The organism is Amycolatopsis echigonensis (assembly GCF_014174495.1).
Taxonomy (GTDB): domain Bacteria; phylum Actinomycetota; class Actinomycetes; order Mycobacteriales; family Pseudonocardiaceae; genus Amycolatopsis; species Amycolatopsis echigonensis.
Genome location: NZ_JACJHR010000009.1, coordinates 145,944 through 166,712 on the forward strand (window position 1 = coordinate 145,944; position 20,769 = coordinate 166,712).

At 68.7% G+C, this 20,769-nt stretch carries 22 protein-coding genes; 13 read left to right on the top strand and 9 right to left on the bottom strand.

What is annotated here, in order from left to right; genetic code table 11:
- Positions 1 to 301 precede the first annotated feature (301 nt).
- From H5411_RS09110 to H5411_RS09145, 8 genes are all read left to right on the top strand, one after another.
- Positions 302 to 1,093 (top strand): TIGR03084 family metal-binding protein, encoded by a 792-nt coding sequence (locus tag H5411_RS09110; protein ID WP_183123542.1) that lies wholly within the window; start codon positions 302 to 304, stop codon positions 1,091 to 1,093.
- Positions 1,090 to 2,784 carry an acyclic terpene utilization AtuA family protein gene (locus H5411_RS09115; RefSeq protein ID WP_183123543.1) on the top strand — a complete coding sequence of 565 codons (1,695 nt, stop codon included), beginning with the start codon at positions 1,090 to 1,092 and terminating at the stop codon, positions 2,782 to 2,784. Before H5411_RS09110 ends, H5411_RS09115 begins: the two co-directional genes overlap by 4 nt.
- Entirely contained in the window at positions 2,781 to 3,932 is a 1,152-nt protein-coding gene (locus tag H5411_RS09120) for an acyl-CoA dehydrogenase family protein (protein ID WP_101438630.1), read from the top strand. Before H5411_RS09115 ends, H5411_RS09120 begins: the two co-directional genes overlap by 4 nt.
- A complete protein-coding gene (locus tag H5411_RS09125; protein WP_101438631.1) occupies positions 3,929 to 5,530 on the top strand; it encodes an acyl-CoA carboxylase subunit beta in 1,602 nt (533 codons plus the stop codon). Before H5411_RS09120 ends, H5411_RS09125 begins: the two co-directional genes overlap by 4 nt.
- Before the next feature lie 5 nt (positions 5,531 to 5,535).
- Positions 5,536 to 7,488, top strand: coding sequence for an acetyl/propionyl/methylcrotonyl-CoA carboxylase subunit alpha (locus H5411_RS09130; RefSeq protein ID WP_183123544.1), 1,953 nt, complete (start codon positions 5,536 to 5,538; stop codon positions 7,486 to 7,488).
- On the top strand, positions 7,485 to 8,651 hold the full coding sequence (locus tag H5411_RS09135) for an acyl-CoA dehydrogenase family protein (RefSeq protein ID WP_183123545.1): 1,167 nt from the start codon (positions 7,485 to 7,487) through the stop codon (positions 8,649 to 8,651). The genes H5411_RS09130 and H5411_RS09135 overlap by 4 nt, the downstream gene beginning before the upstream one ends.
- A gap of 400 nt (positions 8,652 to 9,051) precedes the next feature.
- Positions 9,052 to 9,657: a TetR/AcrR family transcriptional regulator gene (locus H5411_RS09140; protein WP_183123546.1), complete on the top strand. Its 606-nt coding sequence runs from the start codon at positions 9,052 to 9,054 to the stop codon at positions 9,655 to 9,657.
- A gap of 103 nt (positions 9,658 to 9,760) precedes the next feature.
- Positions 9,761 to 10,030 carry a hypothetical protein gene (locus H5411_RS09145; protein WP_312877978.1) on the top strand — a complete coding sequence of 90 codons (270 nt, stop codon included), beginning with the start codon at positions 9,761 to 9,763 and terminating at the stop codon, positions 10,028 to 10,030.
- A 330-nt stretch (positions 10,031 to 10,360) separates the two neighbouring features.
- On the opposite strand, the gene H5411_RS09150 is transcribed toward H5411_RS09145, so the two are convergent.
- The gene (locus H5411_RS09150) at positions 10,361 to 11,323 is read right to left on the bottom strand and encodes a chitinase (RefSeq protein WP_183123547.1); all 963 of its coding nucleotides are present in this window, start codon (positions 11,321 to 11,323) and stop codon (positions 10,361 to 10,363) included.
- Between the two features lie 376 nt (positions 11,324 to 11,699).
- On the opposite strand from H5411_RS09150, the gene H5411_RS09155 reads away from it, so the two are divergent.
- The gene (locus tag H5411_RS09155) at positions 11,700 to 12,353 is read left to right on the top strand and encodes an NIPSNAP family protein (protein WP_183123548.1); all 654 of its coding nucleotides are present in this window, start codon (positions 11,700 to 11,702) and stop codon (positions 12,351 to 12,353) included.
- A gap of 1 nt (position 12,354) precedes the next feature.
- On the opposite strand, the gene H5411_RS09160 is transcribed toward H5411_RS09155, so the two are convergent.
- Complete coding sequence (locus H5411_RS09160) at positions 12,355 to 12,798, bottom strand: nucleoside deaminase (protein WP_183123549.1); 444 nt, start codon at positions 12,796 to 12,798, stop codon at positions 12,355 to 12,357.
- A gap of 90 nt (positions 12,799 to 12,888) precedes the next feature.
- Here H5411_RS09160 and H5411_RS09165 point away from each other — a divergent pair, with 90 nt between their 5' ends.
- On the top strand, positions 12,889 to 13,893 hold the full coding sequence (locus H5411_RS09165) for a helix-turn-helix transcriptional regulator (RefSeq protein WP_183123550.1): 1,005 nt from the start codon (positions 12,889 to 12,891) through the stop codon (positions 13,891 to 13,893).
- Here H5411_RS09165 and H5411_RS09170 read toward each other — a convergent pair.
- Positions 13,840 to 14,418, bottom strand: a complete 579-nt coding sequence (locus H5411_RS09170) for a TetR/AcrR family transcriptional regulator (protein ID WP_183123551.1) — start codon at positions 14,416 to 14,418, stop codon at positions 13,840 to 13,842. The genes H5411_RS09165 and H5411_RS09170 overlap by 54 nt on opposite strands.
- Positions 14,419 to 14,507: 89 nt before the next feature.
- On the opposite strand from H5411_RS09170, the gene H5411_RS09175 reads away from it, so the two are divergent.
- A complete protein-coding gene (locus H5411_RS09175; RefSeq protein WP_183123552.1) occupies positions 14,508 to 15,410 on the top strand; it encodes an NADP-dependent oxidoreductase in 903 nt (300 codons plus the stop codon).
- On the opposite strand, the gene H5411_RS09180 is transcribed toward H5411_RS09175, so the two are convergent.
- From H5411_RS09180 to H5411_RS09190, 3 genes are all read right to left on the bottom strand, one after another.
- Entirely contained in the window at positions 15,407 to 16,012 is a 606-nt protein-coding gene (locus tag H5411_RS09180; RefSeq protein WP_183123553.1) for a TetR/AcrR family transcriptional regulator, read from the bottom strand. The two genes, H5411_RS09175 and H5411_RS09180, sit on opposite strands and share 4 nt — an antisense overlap.
- Positions 16,013 to 16,111: 99 nt before the next feature.
- Positions 16,112 to 16,315, bottom strand: coding sequence for a hypothetical protein (locus H5411_RS09185; protein ID WP_183123554.1), 204 nt, complete (start codon positions 16,313 to 16,315; stop codon positions 16,112 to 16,114).
- A complete protein-coding gene (locus H5411_RS09190) occupies positions 16,312 to 16,548 on the bottom strand; it encodes a hypothetical protein (RefSeq protein ID WP_183123555.1) in 237 nt (78 codons plus the stop codon). The genes H5411_RS09185 and H5411_RS09190 overlap by 4 nt, the downstream gene beginning before the upstream one ends.
- 73 nt (positions 16,549 to 16,621) lie before the next feature.
- Here H5411_RS09190 and H5411_RS47460 point away from each other — a divergent pair, with 73 nt between their 5' ends.
- On the top strand, positions 16,622 to 16,771 hold the full coding sequence (locus H5411_RS47460; protein ID WP_246368872.1) for a helix-turn-helix domain-containing protein: 150 nt from the start codon (positions 16,622 to 16,624) through the stop codon (positions 16,769 to 16,771).
- The gene (locus tag H5411_RS09195; RefSeq protein WP_246368873.1) at positions 16,768 to 17,460 is read left to right on the top strand and encodes a hypothetical protein; all 693 of its coding nucleotides are present in this window, start codon (positions 16,768 to 16,770) and stop codon (positions 17,458 to 17,460) included. The genes H5411_RS47460 and H5411_RS09195 overlap by 4 nt, the downstream gene beginning before the upstream one ends.
- Before the next feature lie 1,085 nt (positions 17,461 to 18,545).
- Here H5411_RS09195 and H5411_RS09200 read toward each other — a convergent pair.
- The 3 genes from H5411_RS09200 to H5411_RS09210 form a co-directional block, all read right to left on the bottom strand.
- Entirely contained in the window at positions 18,546 to 18,899 is a 354-nt protein-coding gene (locus tag H5411_RS09200; RefSeq protein ID WP_183123556.1) for a Gfo/Idh/MocA family oxidoreductase, read from the bottom strand.
- A gap of 118 nt (positions 18,900 to 19,017) precedes the next feature.
- Positions 19,018 to 19,416 carry a Rid family hydrolase gene (locus H5411_RS09205; RefSeq protein WP_220816688.1) on the bottom strand — a complete coding sequence of 133 codons (399 nt, stop codon included), beginning with the start codon at positions 19,414 to 19,416 and terminating at the stop codon, positions 19,018 to 19,020.
- Positions 19,417 to 19,459: 43 nt separating this feature from the next.
- Positions 19,460 to 20,755, bottom strand: coding sequence for an aminotransferase family protein (locus H5411_RS09210; RefSeq protein WP_183123557.1), 1,296 nt, complete (start codon positions 20,753 to 20,755; stop codon positions 19,460 to 19,462).
- Positions 20,756 to 20,769: the final 14 nt, after the last annotated feature.

Sequence of the window (20,769 nt, forward strand, 5' to 3'; positions counted from 1 at the left end):
GCTGCGGGGGAGAGGCTGGGTGCCTCGATGGCGGGGTGCGCGGTTGCGGTTTCGTGGGTGGTGGGGCTTGCGCCCCTATGTGGCATTGGGTTCGTGGAACGCATCCAATGCCACCTTGGGGCGCGTCGGAGGCGGCGACCGGTGGCGGGTCGTGAGGGGCACCCTGAGGGAATCAGAGCCCCGGGTTCTCTCGCGAGCTCGGCTGCCGAGGGAAAACAATCATGCGCGCTTGATTTTTCCGGGGGCAGGGTCCACGCTGGGTCCGCACGAGGTGGTGCGGCGGACGCAGGGAGGCGCAGGAATGGCTGATCTCGCGGGGATCCTCCGGGATCTCGCGGCCGAATCGCAGGCGGTCGACGACCTGGTCGCGGGGTTGCCCGCCGGGGAATGGGCTCGGCCGACGCCGGCACCCGGCTGGAGCATCGCGCATCAGATCGCGCATCTGGCGTGGACCGACAGCAAATCGCTGATCTCCGCCAGCCGGCCGGAGGACTGGCAGTCCGAGGTCGAGAACCTGTTGAGCATCGGCGAAAACTACGTCGACGCGGGTGCCGAGGAAGGGGCTCAGCTGCCCCCGGCCGAACTGCTGGCGCAGTGGCGAGCCGGACGAGCCGCGCTGGCCGAGGCGCTGGCCGTGGTGCCGGAGGGGCAGAAGCTGCCGTGGTACGGCCCGCCGATGAGCGCGGCTTCCATGGCGACCGCGCGGATGATGGAGACCTGGGCACACGGCCAGGACATCGCCGACGCGCTCGGCGTCGAGCGCGAGCCCACCGAACGGCTGTGGCACATCGCCCGCTTCGGCACGCGGACGCGCGATTTCGCGTACAAGGTGCATTCGCTCGCGCCGCCGACCGAGGAGTTCCGGGTCGAGCTGACCGCGCCGGACGGCAGCACGTGGGCGTTCGGGCCGGAGGACGCGAAGCAGCGGCTGACCGGGAGTGCGCTCGACTTCTGCCTGGTCGCGACGCAGCGCCGGCATCCGGCGGACACTGATCTGGTCGCGACGGGCGCGGATGTCGAGGAATGGCTGGGCATCGCGCAGGCGTTCGCCGGCCCGCCCGGGGCGGGGCGCAAACCGGGGCAGTTCGCATGAGCGCGCCGTTGCGCGTCGGGAACGCGTCCGGATTTTACGGCGACCGGTTCTCCGCGGTGCGGGAAATGCTGACCGGCGGCCCGCTCGACGTTCTGACCGGCGATTACCTCGCCGAGCTGACCATGCTCATCCTCGGCCGGGACCGGATGAAGGACCCGGCTCGTGGCTACGCCAAAACATTCCTTCGGCAAATGGAGGAAAACCTCGGACTGGCGAAGGACAAAGGCGTCCGGATCGTCGCGAACGCGGGCGGGCTCAACCCGGCCGGGCTCGCCGACGCGCTGCGCGAACTGGCCGCGAAACTCGGGGTCGAGGTGAAGGTCGCGCACGTCGAGGGCGACGACCTGATCGCGCGCGCCGACGAGTTCGGCTTCGAGAAACCGTTGACCGCCAACGCTTATCTCGGCGCGTGGGGCATCGCGGAATGTCTCAAGGCCGGCGCGGACGTGGTGGTGACCGGGCGGGTCACGGACGCGTCGGTGATCGTCGGACCGGCGGCGGCGCACTTCGGCTGGGCCCGCGACGACTACGACGCGCTGGCCGGTGCGGTCGCGGCGGGTCACGTCATCGAATGCGGCGCGCAGGCGACCGGCGGGAACTACGCGTTCTTCCGGGAACAGCCGATCGGCGTGCCGGGGTTCCCGATCGCGGAGATCCACGCGGACGGGTCCAGCGTGATCACGAAGCATCCGGACACAGGCGGTGTCGTCAATACCGGAACTGTCACGGCGCAGCTGTTGTACGAGATTACCGGCGCGCGGTATGCGAATCCGGATGTGACGGCGCGATTCGACACGCTGTCGCTGTCGGACGATGGACCGGACCGGGTGCGGATCAGCGGGGTTCGCGGGGAAGCGCCGCCGCCGACGTTGAAGGTGTGTCTGAACCGGCTCGGCGGGTTCCGGAACGAGACGACGTTCGTCCTTACTGGACTGGACATCGAGGAAAAAGCCGCGCTGGTGCGGGAACAGCTGGAAGGCGCGCTGGCGAAGCGTCCGCCAGCCGAGGTCCGGTGGACGCTCGCCCGCACCGATCATGCGGATGCCGACACCGAGGAACGCGCGAGCGCGCTGCTGCACGTCGCGGTGAAGGACAACGATCCGAAGATCGCCGGACGCGCGTTCAGCGGAGCGGCGATCGAGCTGGCGCTTGCGAGCTACCCGGGATTCCACGTGACCGCACCGCCTTCGGACGCGTCGCCGTTCGGGGTCTATTCGGCGGCCTTTGTGGACGCTGCCGCGGTGCCGCACGTCGCGGTGCTGCCGGACGGATCCAAAGTAGACATCGCCCCCGCTTCCGAGACGCTTGAGCTGTCCGAAGTGGACGAACCGGCACTGCCGGAACCGTTGCAGGCGGACAAGGTGCGGCGCGTGCCGCTCGGGCTCGTGGTGGGGGCGCGCAGCGGCGACAAGGGCGGCAACGCGAACCTCGGCGTGTGGGTGCGGTCCGAGGAAGCCTGGCGCTGGCTCGTGCACCGGCTGACCGTCGGGGAATTCCGCCGTCTGCTGCCGGAAACCGAAGGACTGCCGGTCACCCGGCATCTGCTTCCGAACCTGTGGGCGATGAACTTCGTGGTCGAGGGCATTCTCGGCGACGGCGTCGCTTCGCAGGCCAGGTTCGATCCCCAGGCGAAGGCGCTCGGCGAGTGGCTGCGAGCGCGCGAACTCGACGTTCCGGAGGCCCTGCTGTGACCGTGGATCCGTTCCGCACGCCGGAACGCACCGAACTGCGCGCGACGGTGCGCCGGTTCGTGGAGAAGGACGTGCTGCCGCACCTGGACGACTGGGAGCGGGCCGGGGAACTGCCGCGCGACCTGCATCGCAAGGCGGGGCAACTGGGCCTGCTCGGGGTCGCGTTCCCCGAATCCGCGGGCGGCGGCGACGGCAATTACCTCGACGCGCTCGTGGTCGCCGAGGAAATGCACTACGCGGGCGGGTCCGGCGGACTGTTCGCGTCGCTGTTCACCTGCGGGATCGCGGTCCCGCACATCGTCGAGGCCGGCGACCCGGTGCAGATCGAACGCTGGGTCCGGCCGACCCTCGAAGGCGAGAAGATCGGTTCGCTGGCGGTTACTGAACCGGACGGCGGTTCCGACGTCGCCGGGATCCGCACCACGGCCGTGCGCGAGGGCGACGAGTATGTGATCAACGGGGCCAAGACGTTCATTACGTCAGGGTGCCGCGCGGACTTCGTGACCACTGTGGTTCGAACGGGCGAGGCAGGCGCGCATGGGCTTTCGCTGATCGTGGTCGAGCGCGGGACGCCTGGGTTCACCGTGTCGCGCAAGCTGGAGAAGATGGGCTGGGCGGCTTCGGACACCGCTGAACTGTCGTATGTGGACGTTCGAGTGCCGGCGGAGAACCTGGTCGGTGCGGAGAACAGCGGGTTCGCTCAGGTGGCCACGCAGTTCGTCACCGAACGGCTTTCGCTGGCGGTGCAAGCCTATGCGCACGCGCAGCGAGCACTCGATCTGACGCTGGACTGGTGCCGGATGCGCGAGACGTTCGGGCGTCCGTTGATTTCGCGGCAGCTCGTCCAGCACAAGCTCACCGAGATGGCCTGCAAGATCGACGTCGCGCGGACGTACGCCCGGCAGGTCGCGATTCGGCACGTGTCCGGCGAGGAAGTGATCGCCGAAGCGTGCTTCGCGAAGAACACCGCGGTGCAGGCTGCCGAATGGGTTGTGAACGAGGCGGTGCAATTGCACGGAGGACTCGGCTATATGCGCGAGTCCGAAGTGGAGCGGCACTACCGAGACGTCCGCATTCTCGGCATCGGCGGCGGCACCACCGAAATCCTCACCGGACTGGCCGCGAAGCGATTGGGATACACCGCATGACCACTATCAGGTCCACAGTCGACACCCGGGCCGACGAGTTCGCCGCGAACCGCGAGGCGATGCTGGAGAAGCTCGCGGAGATCGACGCCGAACACGCCAAGGCGGTCGCCGGCGGCGGGGAAAAGTACGTCGAACGCCACCGCAAGCGCGGGAAACTGCTGGCGCGCGAGCGGATCGAACTGCTGCTGGACGAGGATTCGCCGTTCCTGGAGCTGTCGCCGCTGGCCGCGTGGGGCTCGGACTACCGGGTCGGCGCGAGCGTGATCACCGGCATCGGTGTCGTAGAGGGCGTCGAATGCCTGATCTCGGCCAGCGACCCGACGGTCAAGGGCGGCGCGAGCAATCCGTGGACGACCAAGAAGTCGTTCCGGGCGGCGGACATCGCGGCGCAGAACCGGCTGCCGGTGATCAACCTGGTCGAGTCCGGCGGCGCGGATCTTCCGACGCAGAAGGAAATCTTCATTCCCGGCGGCCGGATCTTCCGTGATTTGACACGTTCTTCGGCGGCGAAGGTACCGACAATCGCGTTGGTGTTCGGCAACTCCACCGCGGGTGGCGCGTATCTGCCGGGCATGTCCGACTACGTCGTGATGGTGAAGGAACGCGCGAAGGTCTTCCTCGGCGGTCCGCCGCTGGTCAAGATGGCGACCGGCGAGGAATCCGACGACGAATCCCTCGGCGGCGCGGAGATGCACGCGCGGACGTCCGGGCTCGCGGATTACCTCGCGGTGGACGAGGAGGACGCGATCCGGCTCGGCCGCGGCATCATCAAGCGGCTCAACTGGACCAAACAGGGTCCGTCCCCCAAACCGGATTACGCCGAGCCGTTGTTCGACGCCGAGGATCTGCTCGGCATCGTGCCGACCGACCTGAAGATCCCGTTCGACCCGCGCGAGGTGATCGCACGCGTCGTGGACGGGTCGGATTTCGACGAGTTCAAGCCGCTGTACGGGCCGAGCCTGGTCACCGGATGGGCGAGCATCCACGGCTATCCGGTGGGAATCCTGGCCAATGCGCAGGGCGTGCTGTTCGGCGAGGAATCGCAGAAGGCCGCGCAGTTCATCCAGCTGGCCAACCAGATCGACACGCCGCTGGTGTTCCTGCACAACACGACCGGCTACATGGTCGGCAAGGAATACGAGCAGAGCGGGATCATCAAGCACGGCGCGCTGATGATCAACGCGGTGTCGAATTCGAAGGTGCCGCACCTGTCCGTCCTCATGGGAGCGTCCTACGGGGCCGGGCATTACGGAATGTGCGGCCGCGCCTACGATCCGCGGTTCCTGTTCGCCTGGCCGAGCGCGAAATCCGCGGTGATGGGACCAGCCCAGCTGGCCGGCGTGCTGTCCATTGTGGCCCGTGCCGCCGCGGCGAGCCGCGGCCAGGAGTACAGCGAGGAGAACGACGCCGCGATGCGCGCCATGGTGGAAAACCAGATCGAGGCGGAATCGATGCCGATGTTCCTTTCCGGCATGCTTTACGACGACGGCATCATCGACCCGCGCGACACCCGCACGGTGCTCGGGATGAGCCTGTCGGCGATCCACAACGGACCAGTGAAGGGCGTCGAAGGCGGCTTCGGCGTCTTCCGGATGTGAGGGCCATGATCCAGAATCTGCTGGTCGCCAACCGGGGCGAGATCGCCCGCCGCGTGTTCCGCAGCTGCCGGGACGCCGGAATCGGCACGGTCGCGGTGTTCTCCGACGCGGACGCCGACGCGCCGCACGCGCGGGAAGCCGACGTCGCGGTCCGGCTGCCGGGCAACGCTCCGGGCGACACGTATCTGCGCGCCGAACTGATCGTCAAAGCCGCGGCGGACGCCGGGGCCGACGCGATCCACCCCGGGTACGGGTTCCTGTCCGAAAACGCCGGTTTCGCCCGCGCGGTGCTCGACGCCGGGCTCACCTGGGTCGGCCCGCCGCCCGCGGCGATCGAGACCATGGGCTCCAAAGTGGAGTCGAAACGGCTGATGGCCGCCGCCGGGGTCCCGGTGCTGTCCGAATTGGACCCGGAAACGGTGACCGAGACCGATCTTCCGTTGCTGGTCAAGGCTTCCGCCGGGGGCGGCGGTCGAGGCATGCGCGTGGTCCGCTCGCTGGGCGAGTTGGCCGAAGCGGTGGAGAGCGCCCGTGCCGAAGCCGGGTCGGCGTTCGGCGATCCGACGGTGTTCTGCGAGCGGTACCTCGAAACCGGACGGCACATCGAGGTCCAGGTGCTCGCCGATTCGCACGGCACGGTCTGGGCGGTGGGGGAGCGGGAGTGCTCCATCCAGCGCCGGCATCAGAAGGTCGTCGAAGAAGCGCCATCGCCCTTTGTGGACGAGGCCATGCGGGCCGAACTGTTCGACGCCGCGCGCAAGGCCGCGCAGGCGATCGACTACGTCGGTGCGGGAACCGTCGAGTTCCTGGCCGGTCCGGACGGCCGGTTCTACTTCCTGGAAATGAACACGCGGCTGCAGGTCGAGCATCCGGTGACGGAGAACGTCACCGGGCTGGACCTGGTGGCGTTGCAGCTTTCGGTGGCCGAGGGCGCTCGCTTGCCTGGGGAGCCGCCTGCCGCCAACGGGCATTCGATCGAAGTCCGCCTGTACGCGGAAGATCCTTCGGCCGGATGGCAGCCGCAGAGCGGAACGCTGCACACCTTCGAAGTGTCCGGAGTGGACCGCGAATTCACGCACGGCGCGGGACTGCGGCTGGACTCCGGCGTGGAATCCGGTTCGGTGATCGGCGTCCACTACGACCCGATGCTGGCGAAGGTCATCACGTGGGCGCCCACGCGGGCGGAAGCCGCGCGTCGGCTCGCCGGTGCTTTGGCCGGCGCGAAGATCCACGGTGTGGTGACCAACCGCGACTTGCTGGTCCGGATCCTGCGCCACGAGGCCTTCCTGGCCGGGGAAACGGATACCGCATTCTTCGACCGGCACGGGCTGGATACCTTGGCCGCTCCGCTGGCCACTGTGGACACGGAACGGTGGTCCTCGCTGGCGGCAGCACTGGCCGACGCGGCGGGGAACCGGGCCTCCGCCACCACGCTGGGGCGGTTGCCCAGCGGCTGGCGCAACGTCCGCTCCGCCGGTCAGCGCAAGGTATTCGCCAAGGGAGACAACCGTTACGAGGTCGTCTACTCGCTGACCCGGGACGGACTGCGCGCTGACGGCTATGACGATGTCGTCTTGGTCTCGGCCGAACCGAACCGGGTGGTCCTCGACATCGCCGGAGTGCGCCGGACCTTCGCGGTCGCCCGGCACGGCTCGGTGTCCTATGTGGACTCGCCGCTGGGTTCGGTGGCGCTGACCGCCGAGCCGCGGTTCGCCGATCCCGATGCGGCGCTGGCCGCGGGATCGCTGCTCGCGCCGATGCCGGGCACGGTCGTGCGGCTCGCCGTGTCCGCTGGGGACAGTGTGCGGGCGGGCGATCCGTTGCTGTGGCTGGAAGCGATGAAGATGGAACACCGGATCTCGGCCCCGGCGGACGGCGTGGTCGCCGAACTGCCGGTCGAGGTCGGGCAACAGGTCGAGGTAGGCGCGGTGCTGGCTGTGGTGGGAGAGACCGAATGAACGCGATGAACTTCGTCGAGCCTGAGGAGCGGATGGCGCTGCGGAAGGCCGCGGCCGATCTGGCGGGCAAGTACGGCCACGACTATTACGCGAAGAAGGCCCGGGCGGGCGAGAAGACCGACGAGCTGTGGAACGAAGCCGGACGGCTCGGCTACCTGGGCGTGAACCTGCCGGAGGAGTACGGCGGCGGGGGAGCCGGGATCGCGGATCTCGCCGCGGTGCTGGAGGAATTCGCGGCCGCGGGTTCGCCGCTGCTGCTGATGGTGGTGTCGCCGGCGATCGTCGGGACGGTGCTGTCGCGCTTCGGCACGCCGGACCAGAAAAAGCAATGGCTCCCGGGAATGTCGGACGGCAGCAAGAAGATCGTCTTCGCGATCACCGAACCGGACGCCGGATCCAACTCCCACCGCATCACCACGACCGCCCGCCGAGACGGCGGCGACTGGGTGCTGTCCGGGCGCAAGGTGTTCATCTCGGGCGTCGACGAGGCGGACGCGGTGCTCGTCGTCGGCCGCACCGAGGACGCGAAGACCGGGCGCTTGAAGCCGGCGCTGTTCGTGGTGCCGACGGACACGCCCGGGTTCGAGTTCACGAAGATCGACATGGACATCGTCGCGCCGGAAAACCAGTTCTCGCTGTTCCTGGACGACGTGCGGTTGCCCGCGGAAGCCCTGGTGGGCGAGGAGGACGCGGCGATCGCGCAACTGTTCGCGGGCCTGAACCCGGAACGCATCATGGGAGCGTCGTTCTCGCTGGGGACCGCGAGGTACGCCCTGGACAAGGCGGTCGGGTACGCGAACGAACGGCAGGTGTGGGGCGCGCCGATCGGGTCGCACCAGGGGCTCGCGCATCCGCTCGCGCAGGTGAAAATCGAGCTTGAGCTGGCGAAACTGATGACGCAGAAGGCCGCCTCGTTGTACGACGCGGGCGACGATTTCGCCTCCGGCGAGTCCGCGAACATGGCGAAGTACGCGGCGGCGGAGGTGGCGATCCGCGCGGTCGACCAGGCAGTACAGACCCACGGCGGCAACGGCCTGGCGACCGAATACGGCCTGGGCAGCCTGGTGACGGCCGTGCGGCTGGGCCGGATCGCGCCGGTGAGCCGCGAGATGGTGCTGAATTTCGTGGGGCAGCACAGCCTTGGGCTGCCGAAGTCGTACTGAGCAGTGGTGAAGTCATGAGGTGCGTCGGCGATCGGATGCCCGGCTGCGGCGCGCGGCCGGGCGTTCGGCGCGGGCCGGGGCGGTTTGGTGGCGGCCGCGCTGAAAGTCTCGCGGCGCGGAGTGCGTGGCGGATGGCCTGTTCGGGCGTGGACCGGCGGGAACTGGCGCGGGGCGGCCGCGGTGCTGGGCAGGAGTCGGCTCGGCGGGCTGGTGATGCCCGGAGCGGGTTGGTGTCGCGCGCCTCGTCGGCAAATCTCGCCCACCACTACGCCTCGCGGGTAAACCTCACCGCCTCCCGTATTGGACGGGCAAACCCTGCTCGTCTCTTTACTGCGCGGGCAATCCTCGCCCAACCCCGCACCACGCGGGCAAACCTCGCCCGTCAAGCAGGTGACGCCTGATGCTCCGCGAACCGCAGCAAGAACGCAGCCGCACCACGCGGCGGCGGTTGATCGAGGCCGCGATGGACTGCATCGGGGAGCGCGGCTGGCATGGGGTCACCGTCGCGGTCATCGCGGAGCGGGCCGGGGTTTCCCGGGGTGCCGCGCAGCATCACTTTCCGACCCGGGAATCGCTGGTCGCCGCGGCTGTCGAGTTGCTCGGCGAGGCTCAGCTGGACGAACTGCGCACGCGCGCGGCCGGGTCGCCGGATGGGGCGTCGCGGATCGAGTGGGTCGTCGAGATGCTGCTGACCCTCTACACCGGGCCGATGTTCCGGGCAGCGCTGCAACTGTGGGCCGTCGCGTCGACGGACGACCAGTTGCGCGACGTGCTCGTGCCGCTGGAGGCGCGCGTCGGCCGGGAGGCGCATCGGGTCGCGGTCGAACTGCTCGGGGTCGACGAGACCCAGCCGGGGGTGCGCGAGCTGGTCCAGGCCACTCTCGACCTTGGCCGCGGGCTCGGCCTCGCCAACCTTCTCACCGACGACACCCGCCGCCGCGAGCAGATCGTGCGCGAGTGGGCGCGGACGCTCGAGTCTCGTCTGGCGGGAACCCAACAGGTCTAGGCCTCGTCTCATTCCCGAACGGCTACAGTGTGGGTGTTAACACATTCGGCCCAATCGGCGATAACGTGGAGTAAGTAGCTTCACGAGGAAGAAGGCGATCCCGGTGTCCGGTTCAGAAGGGGCGGCCGTCGAGCTGACCCATCGCGCGATGGCGATGCTGAAGGCGGTCGCGGAGCAGCGCGCGGAGATGTCGACCAGCTGCGAGCCCGACCTGTTCGTCGACGGTTTCGCTTGCTGCGACCAGATGACCGCGCACGCGCTCGCCAAGGGCGGCTACGTCCGCCCCGGCACCGGCGTGGCTTCCGCCGGACGGGTCCCCGCCGAGCTGACCGAGGCCGGAGTGGCCGCGCTGTCGGTCACCGCCGCTGCCTGATCTTCACCCGTTCGGCCGTACTCGCACACAGTGCGTGACGGACGGCGGAACGGGGACCCTCCGGGCAGGAAGGTCCCCGTCGCCGCGCTCCGCCAGACCGGGCGGCTGAGAGGCCCGAGGCAGTGGTTCAGTCCACGCAGGCCTGCTCGGCTGACCGCACGAAGCTCCGGTTCGCTTAGCTGAACCGCCGCCAGCCCGCCCGCGGTCAGCTGAACCGCCGCCAGCTCGGCTCGGGTTGGCGAGCCGCTGCCAGTCCGGCGCAGGCTGGCCGAACCGCCGCCAGCCGGGCGCAGCCCAGTCGAACCGCGGCCAACCCGCCCCCCGGCGGGATCAGCCGTTGTATCCGGCCACGACCTTCGTGAACGCGTAGTTCTCCTGGTCGATCCCGCCGCAGTCGCGGTTCGTTGCCCAGAACGTGACGCGGCCCAGGTGGTGTTCGGCGGCCCAGTCGCGGATCGCGGTGAAGTCCGCGACGGACACGACCTCGCCGGCCCGGTCGGTCTTGCCGTTCATCGACGACAGCCCGGCGCGGTGGTAGGCGGTCGCGTCGTCCCAGCCGAACGTCGACTTCAGTTCGCTGACCAGGCCGTCCACCGCGGATTTCGTCATCGCGACCATGTCGCCGCCGTCGGAGAAGTCGAACGGCATCACCGACCACACGTCGACGTCCGCGCCCAGCGCCTTCGCCTGCGTGATCAGCCGCTTGCCCCAGTCGTTCGGGCCTTGCGGCGTGGTGCCCATGGTGATCACGACCCGCAGGTTCGGATTCTTGTCCTTGGCGATCTTGACCGCGCCGAGGGTCCGGTCCTGCACGGCGGCGTTCTCGAACTCGTCGGTGTTCTCGATGTCGAGGTCGATCGCCTTGAGGGCGTAGGCGTCGATCACCTTCTGGTACGCGCCGGCCAGCTCCTCCGGCGACCCGCAGTTCGGGCCCAGTTTGTTGCCCTGCCAGCCGCCGAACGACGGGATCACGTCGCCGCCCGCGGCGCGGATCTTCTGGATCATCGCGGCGTCGGTGCCGTCGAGCGGGCGGTTGCCGTCCCACGCCGGTGCGCAGCCGCCGCTGGAAAGCATGAACGCCAGGGTGAACGCGCTGACGCCGGTCGCGTCCATCGCGGCGGACGGATCGCTCTGCCCGCCCCACTGGTACAGATACGGCGCCGCCAGAACGGGATCCCCCGTGGCCGAGGCGGTGCCGGTCGCCGTGGACAAAGCGGCTCCGGCGGCGAGCGCCAGTACGCCGATCCGTCCGGCGAGTGTCCGGCGGGGAGTGGTGCGGCGCAAGGATTTCATGGGCCCTCCAATGGGGGAACGCGCGCCCGGAGGCACGCGGCATCGGAGCACCTGGCGAAGCCGGACGTGGCGGCGGCGCCTCGCAGGCACTCGGGCGAGTGTGTGCGCAGTCACAATGGACTAGACCATTGAGAAGTGTCAAGACATGGGCGCGGGTGGGAAAAAACCTCACCGAAGCCCACCGAGGTCGCCGGGAGGTTTCCGCGATGCCGGTGAGCGGGACTATCGGGAAGCCGTGGGCGGACGACCGGGCAAACGACGTGCGGGCGAAACCGGTCAGCGTGCGCGGTCGGAACGCTGTGTCACGCTGGAGGGGCCAATCCCGGTCATCGGCGCCCTCGGAGCGGCACCAACGCGAGGCATGAACTGGAGCGTCATGACCGAACCAGTGCAGATCAGCGGGGCCGACGTTTCCCCGGAGCAGCAAGCCGTCCGGTACGAGCTGGCGATTCTGTCGTTTCAGCTGCTCGACGGACCGAAAGCGATCGAGGGCGTGCAGCCGTGGGTCGAGGGGCACGGCGAGCTGCTCGGCTGCTGGCAGACGGAGAACGGCCCGCTCGGCAGACTGGTCGTGCTGCGCGGATTCGAGAATCAGCAAGCGCTGGACGAGGAGCGGTTGCGGGCCCGGCGCAGCCGCAAGCCGTTCGGCGGCGGCTGCCTGACTGACCTGTCGTTGCAGAGTTACGCGCCGTTCCCGTTCGTCCCGCCGGTGCGACCGGGGAAGTACGGCTCGGTGTACGAGATCCGCGACTACCACCTGCGGCCGGGCGGGCTGACCGCGACGATCGACGGCTGGCGGAAAGCGTTGCCCGCGCGGCACTTGGTCGATCCGCTGACCGTGGTGATGTACGCGCTCGACGGTCCGGACCGGATCATCCAGATCTGGCCGTTCCAGAGCCTGGACGAACGGCTCGCGATCCGCCGCGAGCTCTACGCGAAGGGGATGTGGCCGCCGCCGGGCGCGCCGGAGGAGATCCTCGACGCGGACTCGATCATCGCGGTGCCGACGGAGTTCTCGCCGCTGGCGTGAGTCACGTCGGCTCGCCGATGTCCTCGAACCACAGCGCGGGCTCCCGCTCGATGAACTCCGTCATCAGGGCGACGCACGCGGGGTCGTCCAGGAGGTCGATGCGGACGCCGTGCCCGGCCAGCCAGTCGTGGCCGCCGGTGAACGTGCGGGATTCGCCGATCACCACGTGCGGGATGCCAAATTGCCGCACCAGGCCGCTGCAATACCAGCACGGCGACAGCGTGGTGACCATGATCGTGTCGCGGTAGTGCGGGCGGCGGCCGGCAGCGCGGAACGCGGCGGTTTCGGCGTGCAGCGACGGGTCGCCGTCCTGGACGCGGCGGTTGTGTCCGCGGCCGAGCAGCTTCCCGTCCCGGTCGAACAGGGCCGCGCCGATCGGCACGCCGCCCTCGGCTTTTCCGGCTTCCGCCTCTTCGCGGGCGACAGCGAGCAGGTCGTCGAGCATGCGGTCACCTTTGCCGGTGATCGCGGAGTACGGCAAGTCCTGGGTGATCGAGGACCGAATCTGTCCGCGATGCGTGGCAGAGTGAGCGGCATGTATGGAACCTCCGAACGCCTGTTGCGCCTGCTCTCGTTGCTGCAGGCGCGCCGCGACTGGCCTGGTCCGGATCTCGCGGGCCGGTTGGGGGTCGACGTCCGGACGATCCGCCGCGACGTCGAACGGCTGCGGCAGCTCGGCTATCCGGTGCACGCGACGCCGGGGGTCGCGGGCGGGTACCGGCTGGGTTCCGGCGCGGCGTTGCCGCCATTGCTGCTGGACGACGACGAGGCGGTCGCAGTGGCGGTCGGCCTGCGCACGGCGGCGAACGGCACGGTGTCGGGCATCGAGGAGACGTCCGTGCGGGCGTTGGCGAAGCTCGAACAGGTGCTGCCCGCGCGGCTGCGGCACCGGGTGCGGGCGATGGATTCGGCGCTGGTCCGGATGCCGGGACGCGGGCCGATGATCGACGCGGAACTGCTCACCGTGGTGGCCGCCGCCTGCCGGGACAACGAACGGCTGCGGTTCACCTACGGCACGCACGCGGGCGATGTGGCCGAGCGCGACGTGGAGCCGCTGCGGCTCGTGCACACCGGCTGGCGCTGGTACCTCGTCGCGTGGGACCTCGGCCGCGACGACTGGCGCACCTTCCGGCTGGACCGGATCGACGGGGTTCCGACGCCCAGTTTCCGTTTCACGCCAAGGGAACCACCGGCCGAGGACCTCGCCGCGTATGTGTCGAGCCGGATCGCGACCGCGCCGTATCCGCACATCGTGACGCTGCGGGTGTCGGCTCCGGCGGAGGTGCTGGCGGCACGGGTTTCGCCGACGACCGCGGTGGTCGAGCCGATCGACGACGAAACCTGCCGCCTGCGCACCGGCGCGAAAACCTTCGACTACATTCCTTTTTACCTCGCGCAATGGGAATTCGACTTCGTGGTGGAGGACGCGCCGCCGGAATTGCTGGAGCGCCTCGGGCACATCGCGGACCGCTTCGCGCGGGCGGTGTCAGCGCGGCATTCCGTCGGCGGCGACGGCGAGCAGATCCGCGGCGGCGGCTGACAACGCCTCCGGGAAACCGTTGCCGTCACGGCGTTCCTTGGCCACCCAGCGTTCGGTGGCCAGTCGCAGGACGGACAGTCCGAGGTCGGTGGCCAATCGTGCGGTTTCCGGATCAATGCCGCGGTCCAGCAATGCGCTGGTGAGCGTTTCCGAAATAGTGACCAGTTTGATCAGTTCCCGTTCGCGCAGCGGGGGATTGGCCGCGATCACCGCTGCTCGCCGCAGCAGGAATTCGCGCGGACGGAATACGCGCGGCGCAGTGGCGAACGCGGCCAGCAGCGTCGGCAGCGCGGGAGTGCCCGGCGGGACGGCGTCGATCGCTGCGACGAACTCGGCTTCCAGCTCCTGGCTGCCGCCGAACAGCACTTCCCGTTTGTCGGCGAACCAGCGGTAGAACGACCGCTCGGTGAGGTTCGCGCGCTGCGCGATCTGCGCGACCGTCGTCCGGTCGTAGCCCTGTTCCTCGAACAACGCCAGCGCGGCCTGTTCGAGCCGGTTCCGGGTGTTGCCCTCCCATCGAGCCATGCGCCCAGTGTAGCGACAGCAGATGCTGTCATCCCTCTGGTAGCGTGAGTGACGACAGCTTCTGTCATCACTCACGAGGAGACAGTCCCATGCGCACCCTTCGTTTTCACGAACACGGCCCCGCGGCCGAGGTCCTGCGGGTCGAGGACGCGGCGGCCCCGGAACCCAGGCCGGGCCAGATCCGCGTCGCGGTCCAGGCGTGCGGCCTGAACCCGGCGGACTGGGCGTTGTGCGAGGGCCTGTTCGCCGGTGACCTGCCGCGCGGGGTCGGGCTTGAGGTGTCCGGCACGGTCGACGCGCTCGGCGAAGGCGTGACCGGCGTCGAGGTCGGCGACCCGGTGTTCGGCTGCGCGCCGTTCACCGGCCCGACCGCGGGCGCGTCCGAGCTGGCAGTGCTCGATTCGTGGTTCCCGCGCCCGGACGGGCTCGACGCGGTGCACGCCGCGGCGTTGCCGATGGCCGTCGGAATGGCCTACGCGGCACTCGACGCACTCGGCTCCGGCACCTCGCTGGTGCACGGTGCGGGCACCACCACCGGGTTCGCCGCGGCCCAGATCGCGCTCCTGCGCGGGGCGCGCGTGATCGTCACGGCAGGCGAAACGCACGCGTCGACGCTTCGTTCGGCCGGTGCGGAAGTCACCAGCTACCAGGACGGGATCGCCGAGCGCGTGACGGCGCTGGCCGGGGGACCGGTCGACCGCGTGCTGGACGCGGCTCCGTTCAGCGGCGCAGTGGCCGAACTCGTGCGCACGGTCAAGGAGCCCGGGCACGTGCTGACCCTCGACCTCAGCTCAGACATACCGGGTGTCCAGACCATTGTCAGCTCGGGCGCACAACCGCGCTACGACGTCCTCGGCGAGTTCGCGTCGCTCGCGGCGGAGGGCCGGTTTTCGATTCCGGTCTCCCGGATTTTCCCGCTGGACGACTGGCGGGCCGCGCTCGAACTGAGCCAGTCGCGGCGGGCGCGGGGCAAGCTGGTGCTGGCGATCTAGCTCGCGCCGAGCATGCGGAGGACGAGTTCGCCGTACTCCTTGCCGAGTTCGGCGGGCGTCTGCCGGGACCGTTCGCTGTACCAGCGCGCGACGTCAACGCCCAGCGACAGCACGGCCCGCGCCGCGATCCCGACGTCGGCGACGGTGAACGCGCCGGACTCGACCCCTTCGGCGATCACCTCGCGCACGCGCTGCTCGATTTGCCGCCGAAGCTGCGCGACGACCTGATATTCCTTCTCCGGCAACGCATTCAGCTCGTACTGCACGACCCGCGCGACCGTGTGCCGCCGCGCGTGCCACGCGACGAAGTCCTCGACGAGCAGCCGCATCCGCTCCACGGGGTCCGTGACGCGCTCGAGGACGTCCTCGACGAGGGCGAGCGTCTGCTCGTGGCCGTTGCGGCTGATCGCGAAAAGCAGCGCGGCCTTGGAGGGGAAGTGCACGTACAGCGCGGCCGGGCTCATCCCCGCCGCTCCGGCGATGTCGCGCGTAGTGGTGGCGTGGTACCCGCGCTCGGCGAACGACTCCACCCCGGCGAGCATCAGCCGCCGCGCGGTCTCGGGCTGCACGTCGGGCCACAGGTCGGCCGAAAGCGTGGTCATCCGCCGATCCTCCTCCAGTCCCGCGCCGGCCGGCGAGCCCGCCCGTCGTTACATTGTAAGCGGTCGCTTTGTGGAGGAAACCGGGGACGCATCCCGTAATCAGGGATGGCATACCGGGCATTGAAGCGGCGGGCCGTTGGCTGCGCGCCTGGTCATCGGCTCGAAGGCCGCGACGGCGGTTTCTCCGCACAGCGTGGTGATGGCGTCGCTCGGTGCGGGTACTGCGGCAAAGCGGGCGTGATGCCAGACTCCGTTGATCACGGGGTGGAGGTGGTCGAGGTTGAGGTAGATGAGCGCGGTCATGTCGGACGCCGCCGAGGGGTCCGGGCGTCGCGCAGGGAGACGGTGAGCGCGTCGCCGAGCAGATTGCGCAGCACGGCGACTTGCTCGGCGGTGAGCAGCACGGCGCCGACAGGGCCGGAGAGGGTGATGCGGCCGTGGGCGTCGACCTCGACGCGCAGGACGCTCTCGGCGTTGTCCAGGGTCCGGCACGCGCACCCGGTGCGGAGGTCGGCGGTAGGCGGTCGACTACGCATGGTCAGAGACCGTACAAACGTGCAGGTCACAAAAGTTTCCCTGCGGGAAACCCGGGTCTGTACCCTGGTCGGCATGGACTCGATCGGTGTCACCGTCCGACGCTTTCGCCGCTGGCGTGGTCTGACGCTCGACCAGCTCGCCGGCCTGTCCGGGATCAGCAAGGGCTATTTGTCGAAGATCGAAAACGAGCAGAAGCCGGTCGACCACGTTCGACGCTGGTGAAGATCGCGGGCGCGCTTCGGGTGAGCCTGTCAGACATCACCGGGGACGGCCTGGAGATCCGGGACCCGCAGGCGGACGCCACGATCCCCGCGATCCGGGACGCGCTGCTGTCCACCGACCTCGACGGCGCCGAGCCGCCGACCGGTGACCTGGCCGAGCTGCAGTCGGAAACGCAGCTCCTCGCGGCTCTGCGTCAAGCCAACCAGGACGCCGAGGTCGGTGCGCGGCTGCCGGACCTGCTGCTGTCCTTGCACACTCATGTCGACAGGCCGGAGGCGTTGCGGTCGCTGGTGACCGCTACACACACCACGACGCTGCTGACCAAGGGGCTGGGCGCGTTCGAGCTGGCGTGGATCGCGGCCGACCGCGGGCACGAGGCGGCATTGAAGCTCGGCGAACACGTATGGATCGCGCTCGCCGAATTCGCGCGCACGCAAGCGCTGTCCGGGCTTGGAGCGCACAAGCGTGCTGGGAAACTCCCTGAGCGCGCCCTGGAGACGGTCCCGGCCGACGCGTACGACGTGCGCGGCGCTTGCAAGTTGGGCAGGTTCACCTTTCGGGCGATGGTTCCCGCGCCGATGATTCCGATGCGGGTGCGTACCGTGTTCATCTGCCAACTCGATTCCTGGCTCGGCTATTCATTTGTCGACGTCGATCCGCCTTTTTCCTCTGGTCCATTGCGGTCGTGATGTGGCTGGTGAATTGGCCTGCAATGCCGCGGTCGTGTCCAGATCGACCGCAGCCTCGCCGGACGCTCAACCTCGGCGGGTGCGTATCTCTCGTGGCCATCGGAGGCCTGGCTGGTGTCGATGGATTGCCTGCAACGCGCAGTTGAAAGCGAAATGTCGGTGCGATCAGGGTTGGTTGCAGTGTTGTGCACCCCCGGATGCTCGGCAGCCGATCTTCCGTGTCGTTGGACCCGGTGGTGCCGATCGGTCGTCACGCAACTCGCATGCGCCCAGCGTCGGACGAGCTTCGAGCATCATCATGCCGAGCCGCGATGATGCTCGCTCGGCACCACTGAAGCAATTGCCGGTTCACGGCGCTGTCCTGCGATAGGTGGCAGTGCGGGCAGGTCATTGAGACAGTGCCGGCGAGTTCGTCGATCGCGATGTTCGCCGGCCTGTCGCAGTGTCGGCACCAGCGGTGGCCGGTTACCCGGATGGCGTGCGCGGGTGAGGAAACGCACTCGTAGATCCACCGCCGGTGTACCGGGCACGTGAGCCGGTCGTGCGGTGACAGCCTGCCTTGCTCGTGGGCGTCGTCTTCGCTCGTCAACGTCGCGGCGAGCGTGGAGGAGTGCCTCGCGATGCCAACCGCCCGGGGAGCTGAAGCCGAGACTGCTCGTTGCCTGGACATGGGCCGGGCACCGCAGGCCTCGTTGGTTTGGGTCATGGCCCATCCTCCGATCCGTTCACATCGTCGTGAGCTCGCGCGGCTGGCGCAATCAGTGGTACCAAGACGCCATTAACGAGGCGTTAGCCACTCGAGCGCTCCGCGGCGTCACCCGAGGCGCACGACCTTCTCGAGGAGCCATCGCGCGCGGAGCGAAGGCGATCAGTGCAGCCGCCGCGGGTTGGTGCTGCGCCTCGCCGTTATCGTGCTCCCAGGACGCAGGTGGGATCCAAGGCGGCGGCGTCGCGCACCCCGGCTGCGCAACATACCGCTGGGCCGCGCTGACGAGCCGGACGGCGCGCTCCTGTTCCTCGCCACTGACCCCTCCAGCTACGTCCTCGGCCAGACGATCGCCGTCGATGGCGGCTGGAACGATCCACTAGTGAGCTCGGATCGTGCGCGACAAGGTCGTCGCCAAGCCTTCCCACGCACCCATGCTTGGCACATGCGTCATCGGCGGTGTTCCGATCCAGATCGCATCGAGGTCGTCTCGGCTGATCATCGACGAGCGGGCCACGACCTCGGGGATGCGGAACTCGCCGGCGACCTGACGGGCTGTCTCTGGCCTCGCGTTGCAGGCCGCCACCAGCTCAACGCAAGGGATCGCCTGCAGGTTGGGCTTCCTGGCGATGCCGCCCGCGCCGATGATTCCGATGCGGGTGGGTTCTGGGTTCGTCCGGCAACTCGATTTTTGGCAAAGTGACCCTCGCTGGGTAACCACGAACCTGGCCAAGCCCGATTTGCAAGTTCAGTTATGAGACATCACTTAGCTGAGTGCGCGGCAAGCGCCCTACCCACGCACGGGAAGCCGAACATGGCGCTCGGCGGGTTCGGCTTCCCGTGCGGGCGCTCTATACGGCGGCCGTGAGCTTCACCTCGACCAAGCAGCCGGGGATGCCCAGGGCGCTGACCCCGATCGCTGTCCACGCGGGTTGGACCGGCCCGGTGAGGTAGCGAGCCTTGACCTTCAGGAAGACCTCCAGCGTGTCGAAGGAAACGTGGTAGGAGGTCATGTCGACCACATCGGCGAAACTTCCGTCCGCGGCCGCGAGGACCTGGCGCAGGCGCTCGAAGAGAGACACGAACTGCGCCTCCGGATCGGCGATTGGCCTGCCCTCGTCGTCCTGTCCGGTATGACCGGCCACGAACACCAGTCGCCGGTTTGCCACCACCACGCCTGGCGAGTAGCCAGCTCCGGCGGTCCGTTCCCGGCCCGGCGGAATAAGGGCACGAGTCCCACCTTCGGTCACGCTTACTCCTCTCGCGGAATGGGCGGGTGAGGGCACGAAGTGCTCAGTTCGCCGCGAGTGCGACGCTGACTGCCTCGTGGACCCTCGCCACCACGGTGTCGATCTCCTCTTCGGTCGCGATGAATGGCGGGGTAATGCTGATGAGGGGACCCACTGTTCCGCGCTCGGCGCGAATGATGACGTCGCGCAGGAACGCTTCGAGTGCCATCTGCTGGCGCAGGGCGTCGGTGTCCCCGCCGACCTTGAACTCGACGACGCCGATCATGCCGGTTCCACGGACCTCGAAGACCTCTGGGCCGTCGAATGCGCGGCGCAGTGATTGCCGCAGATAATCGCCCACGGTGTCCACCCGCTCGATCAGGTTCTGTTCCTCGAGCACTTCGATGTTCCGCTGCGCGACCGCGCACAAGGTGGGATGACCGCCGTAGGTGCCGGTGATCTCGACCGAGCGCTTTGGTGCGTGACCCTGGATCACCTCCCACACCTTCGCCGAGGTGATCGCACCGCTGAGCGGAAGCGCGCCGCTCGTCACGCCCTTTCCGAATGCCGTCAGATCCGGCTCCACGCCGGGATAGTGGGACATGCCCCACCAGCGGCCGGTGCGGCCGAAGCCGGTGATCATCTCGTCGGAGATGAGCAGGATGTCGTTGTCGTCGCAGATCTGGCGGACGCGCCGGTAGTAGGCCGGATGCGGCTGGTAGAAGTTGTGCCCCTGCAACGGTTCGAACAGGAAGGCAGCGACGGTGTCGGCTCCCTCGCGTGCGATGCGCTTCTCAAGGGCGTCGCACGCGGCACTCGCCTCCTCCTCGGCCGAACGGGACCCGTCGTGGAAGTCGTACGGTCCGAGGACATGGACGTATCCCTCGGGAAGGGGATCGAAGGCAGGGAAGAGCCTGCGACCGGAGGCCGAGGGCAGCCCGTCGTGGTCGCGACCGGTGGCTGCGAGTGTCGCGAACGAGTTGCCGTGATAGCCGAGGTTGAGCGAGATGAATTTCGACTTCGTGCTCCGGCCGAGCGCATGCCAGTAGTAGCGCGCCATTTTCATCGTCGCTTCGACGGCCTCGGCTCCGGTCAGCGTGTAGAAGATTGTCGCCATGCCGGGAAGCGGATTGCGCAGAATCGCTTTCGTGACATTGACTAACGGTTCGTTCGTGAATCCGGGGACGGTCAGAACGTGATCGAGACTCTGCATCTGCTCGTGCGCGGCGCGAATCAGCTCCGGGTGACAATGTCCCAGGTTGACGTTGTGGTGCGTGGCGATCGCGTCGAGCAGCCGACGGCCGTCGTGGGTTTCGAGGACCATGCCCGATCCCCGGGTCAGAATCAGGGCCTGGCGCACGGCCTCCACTGTCG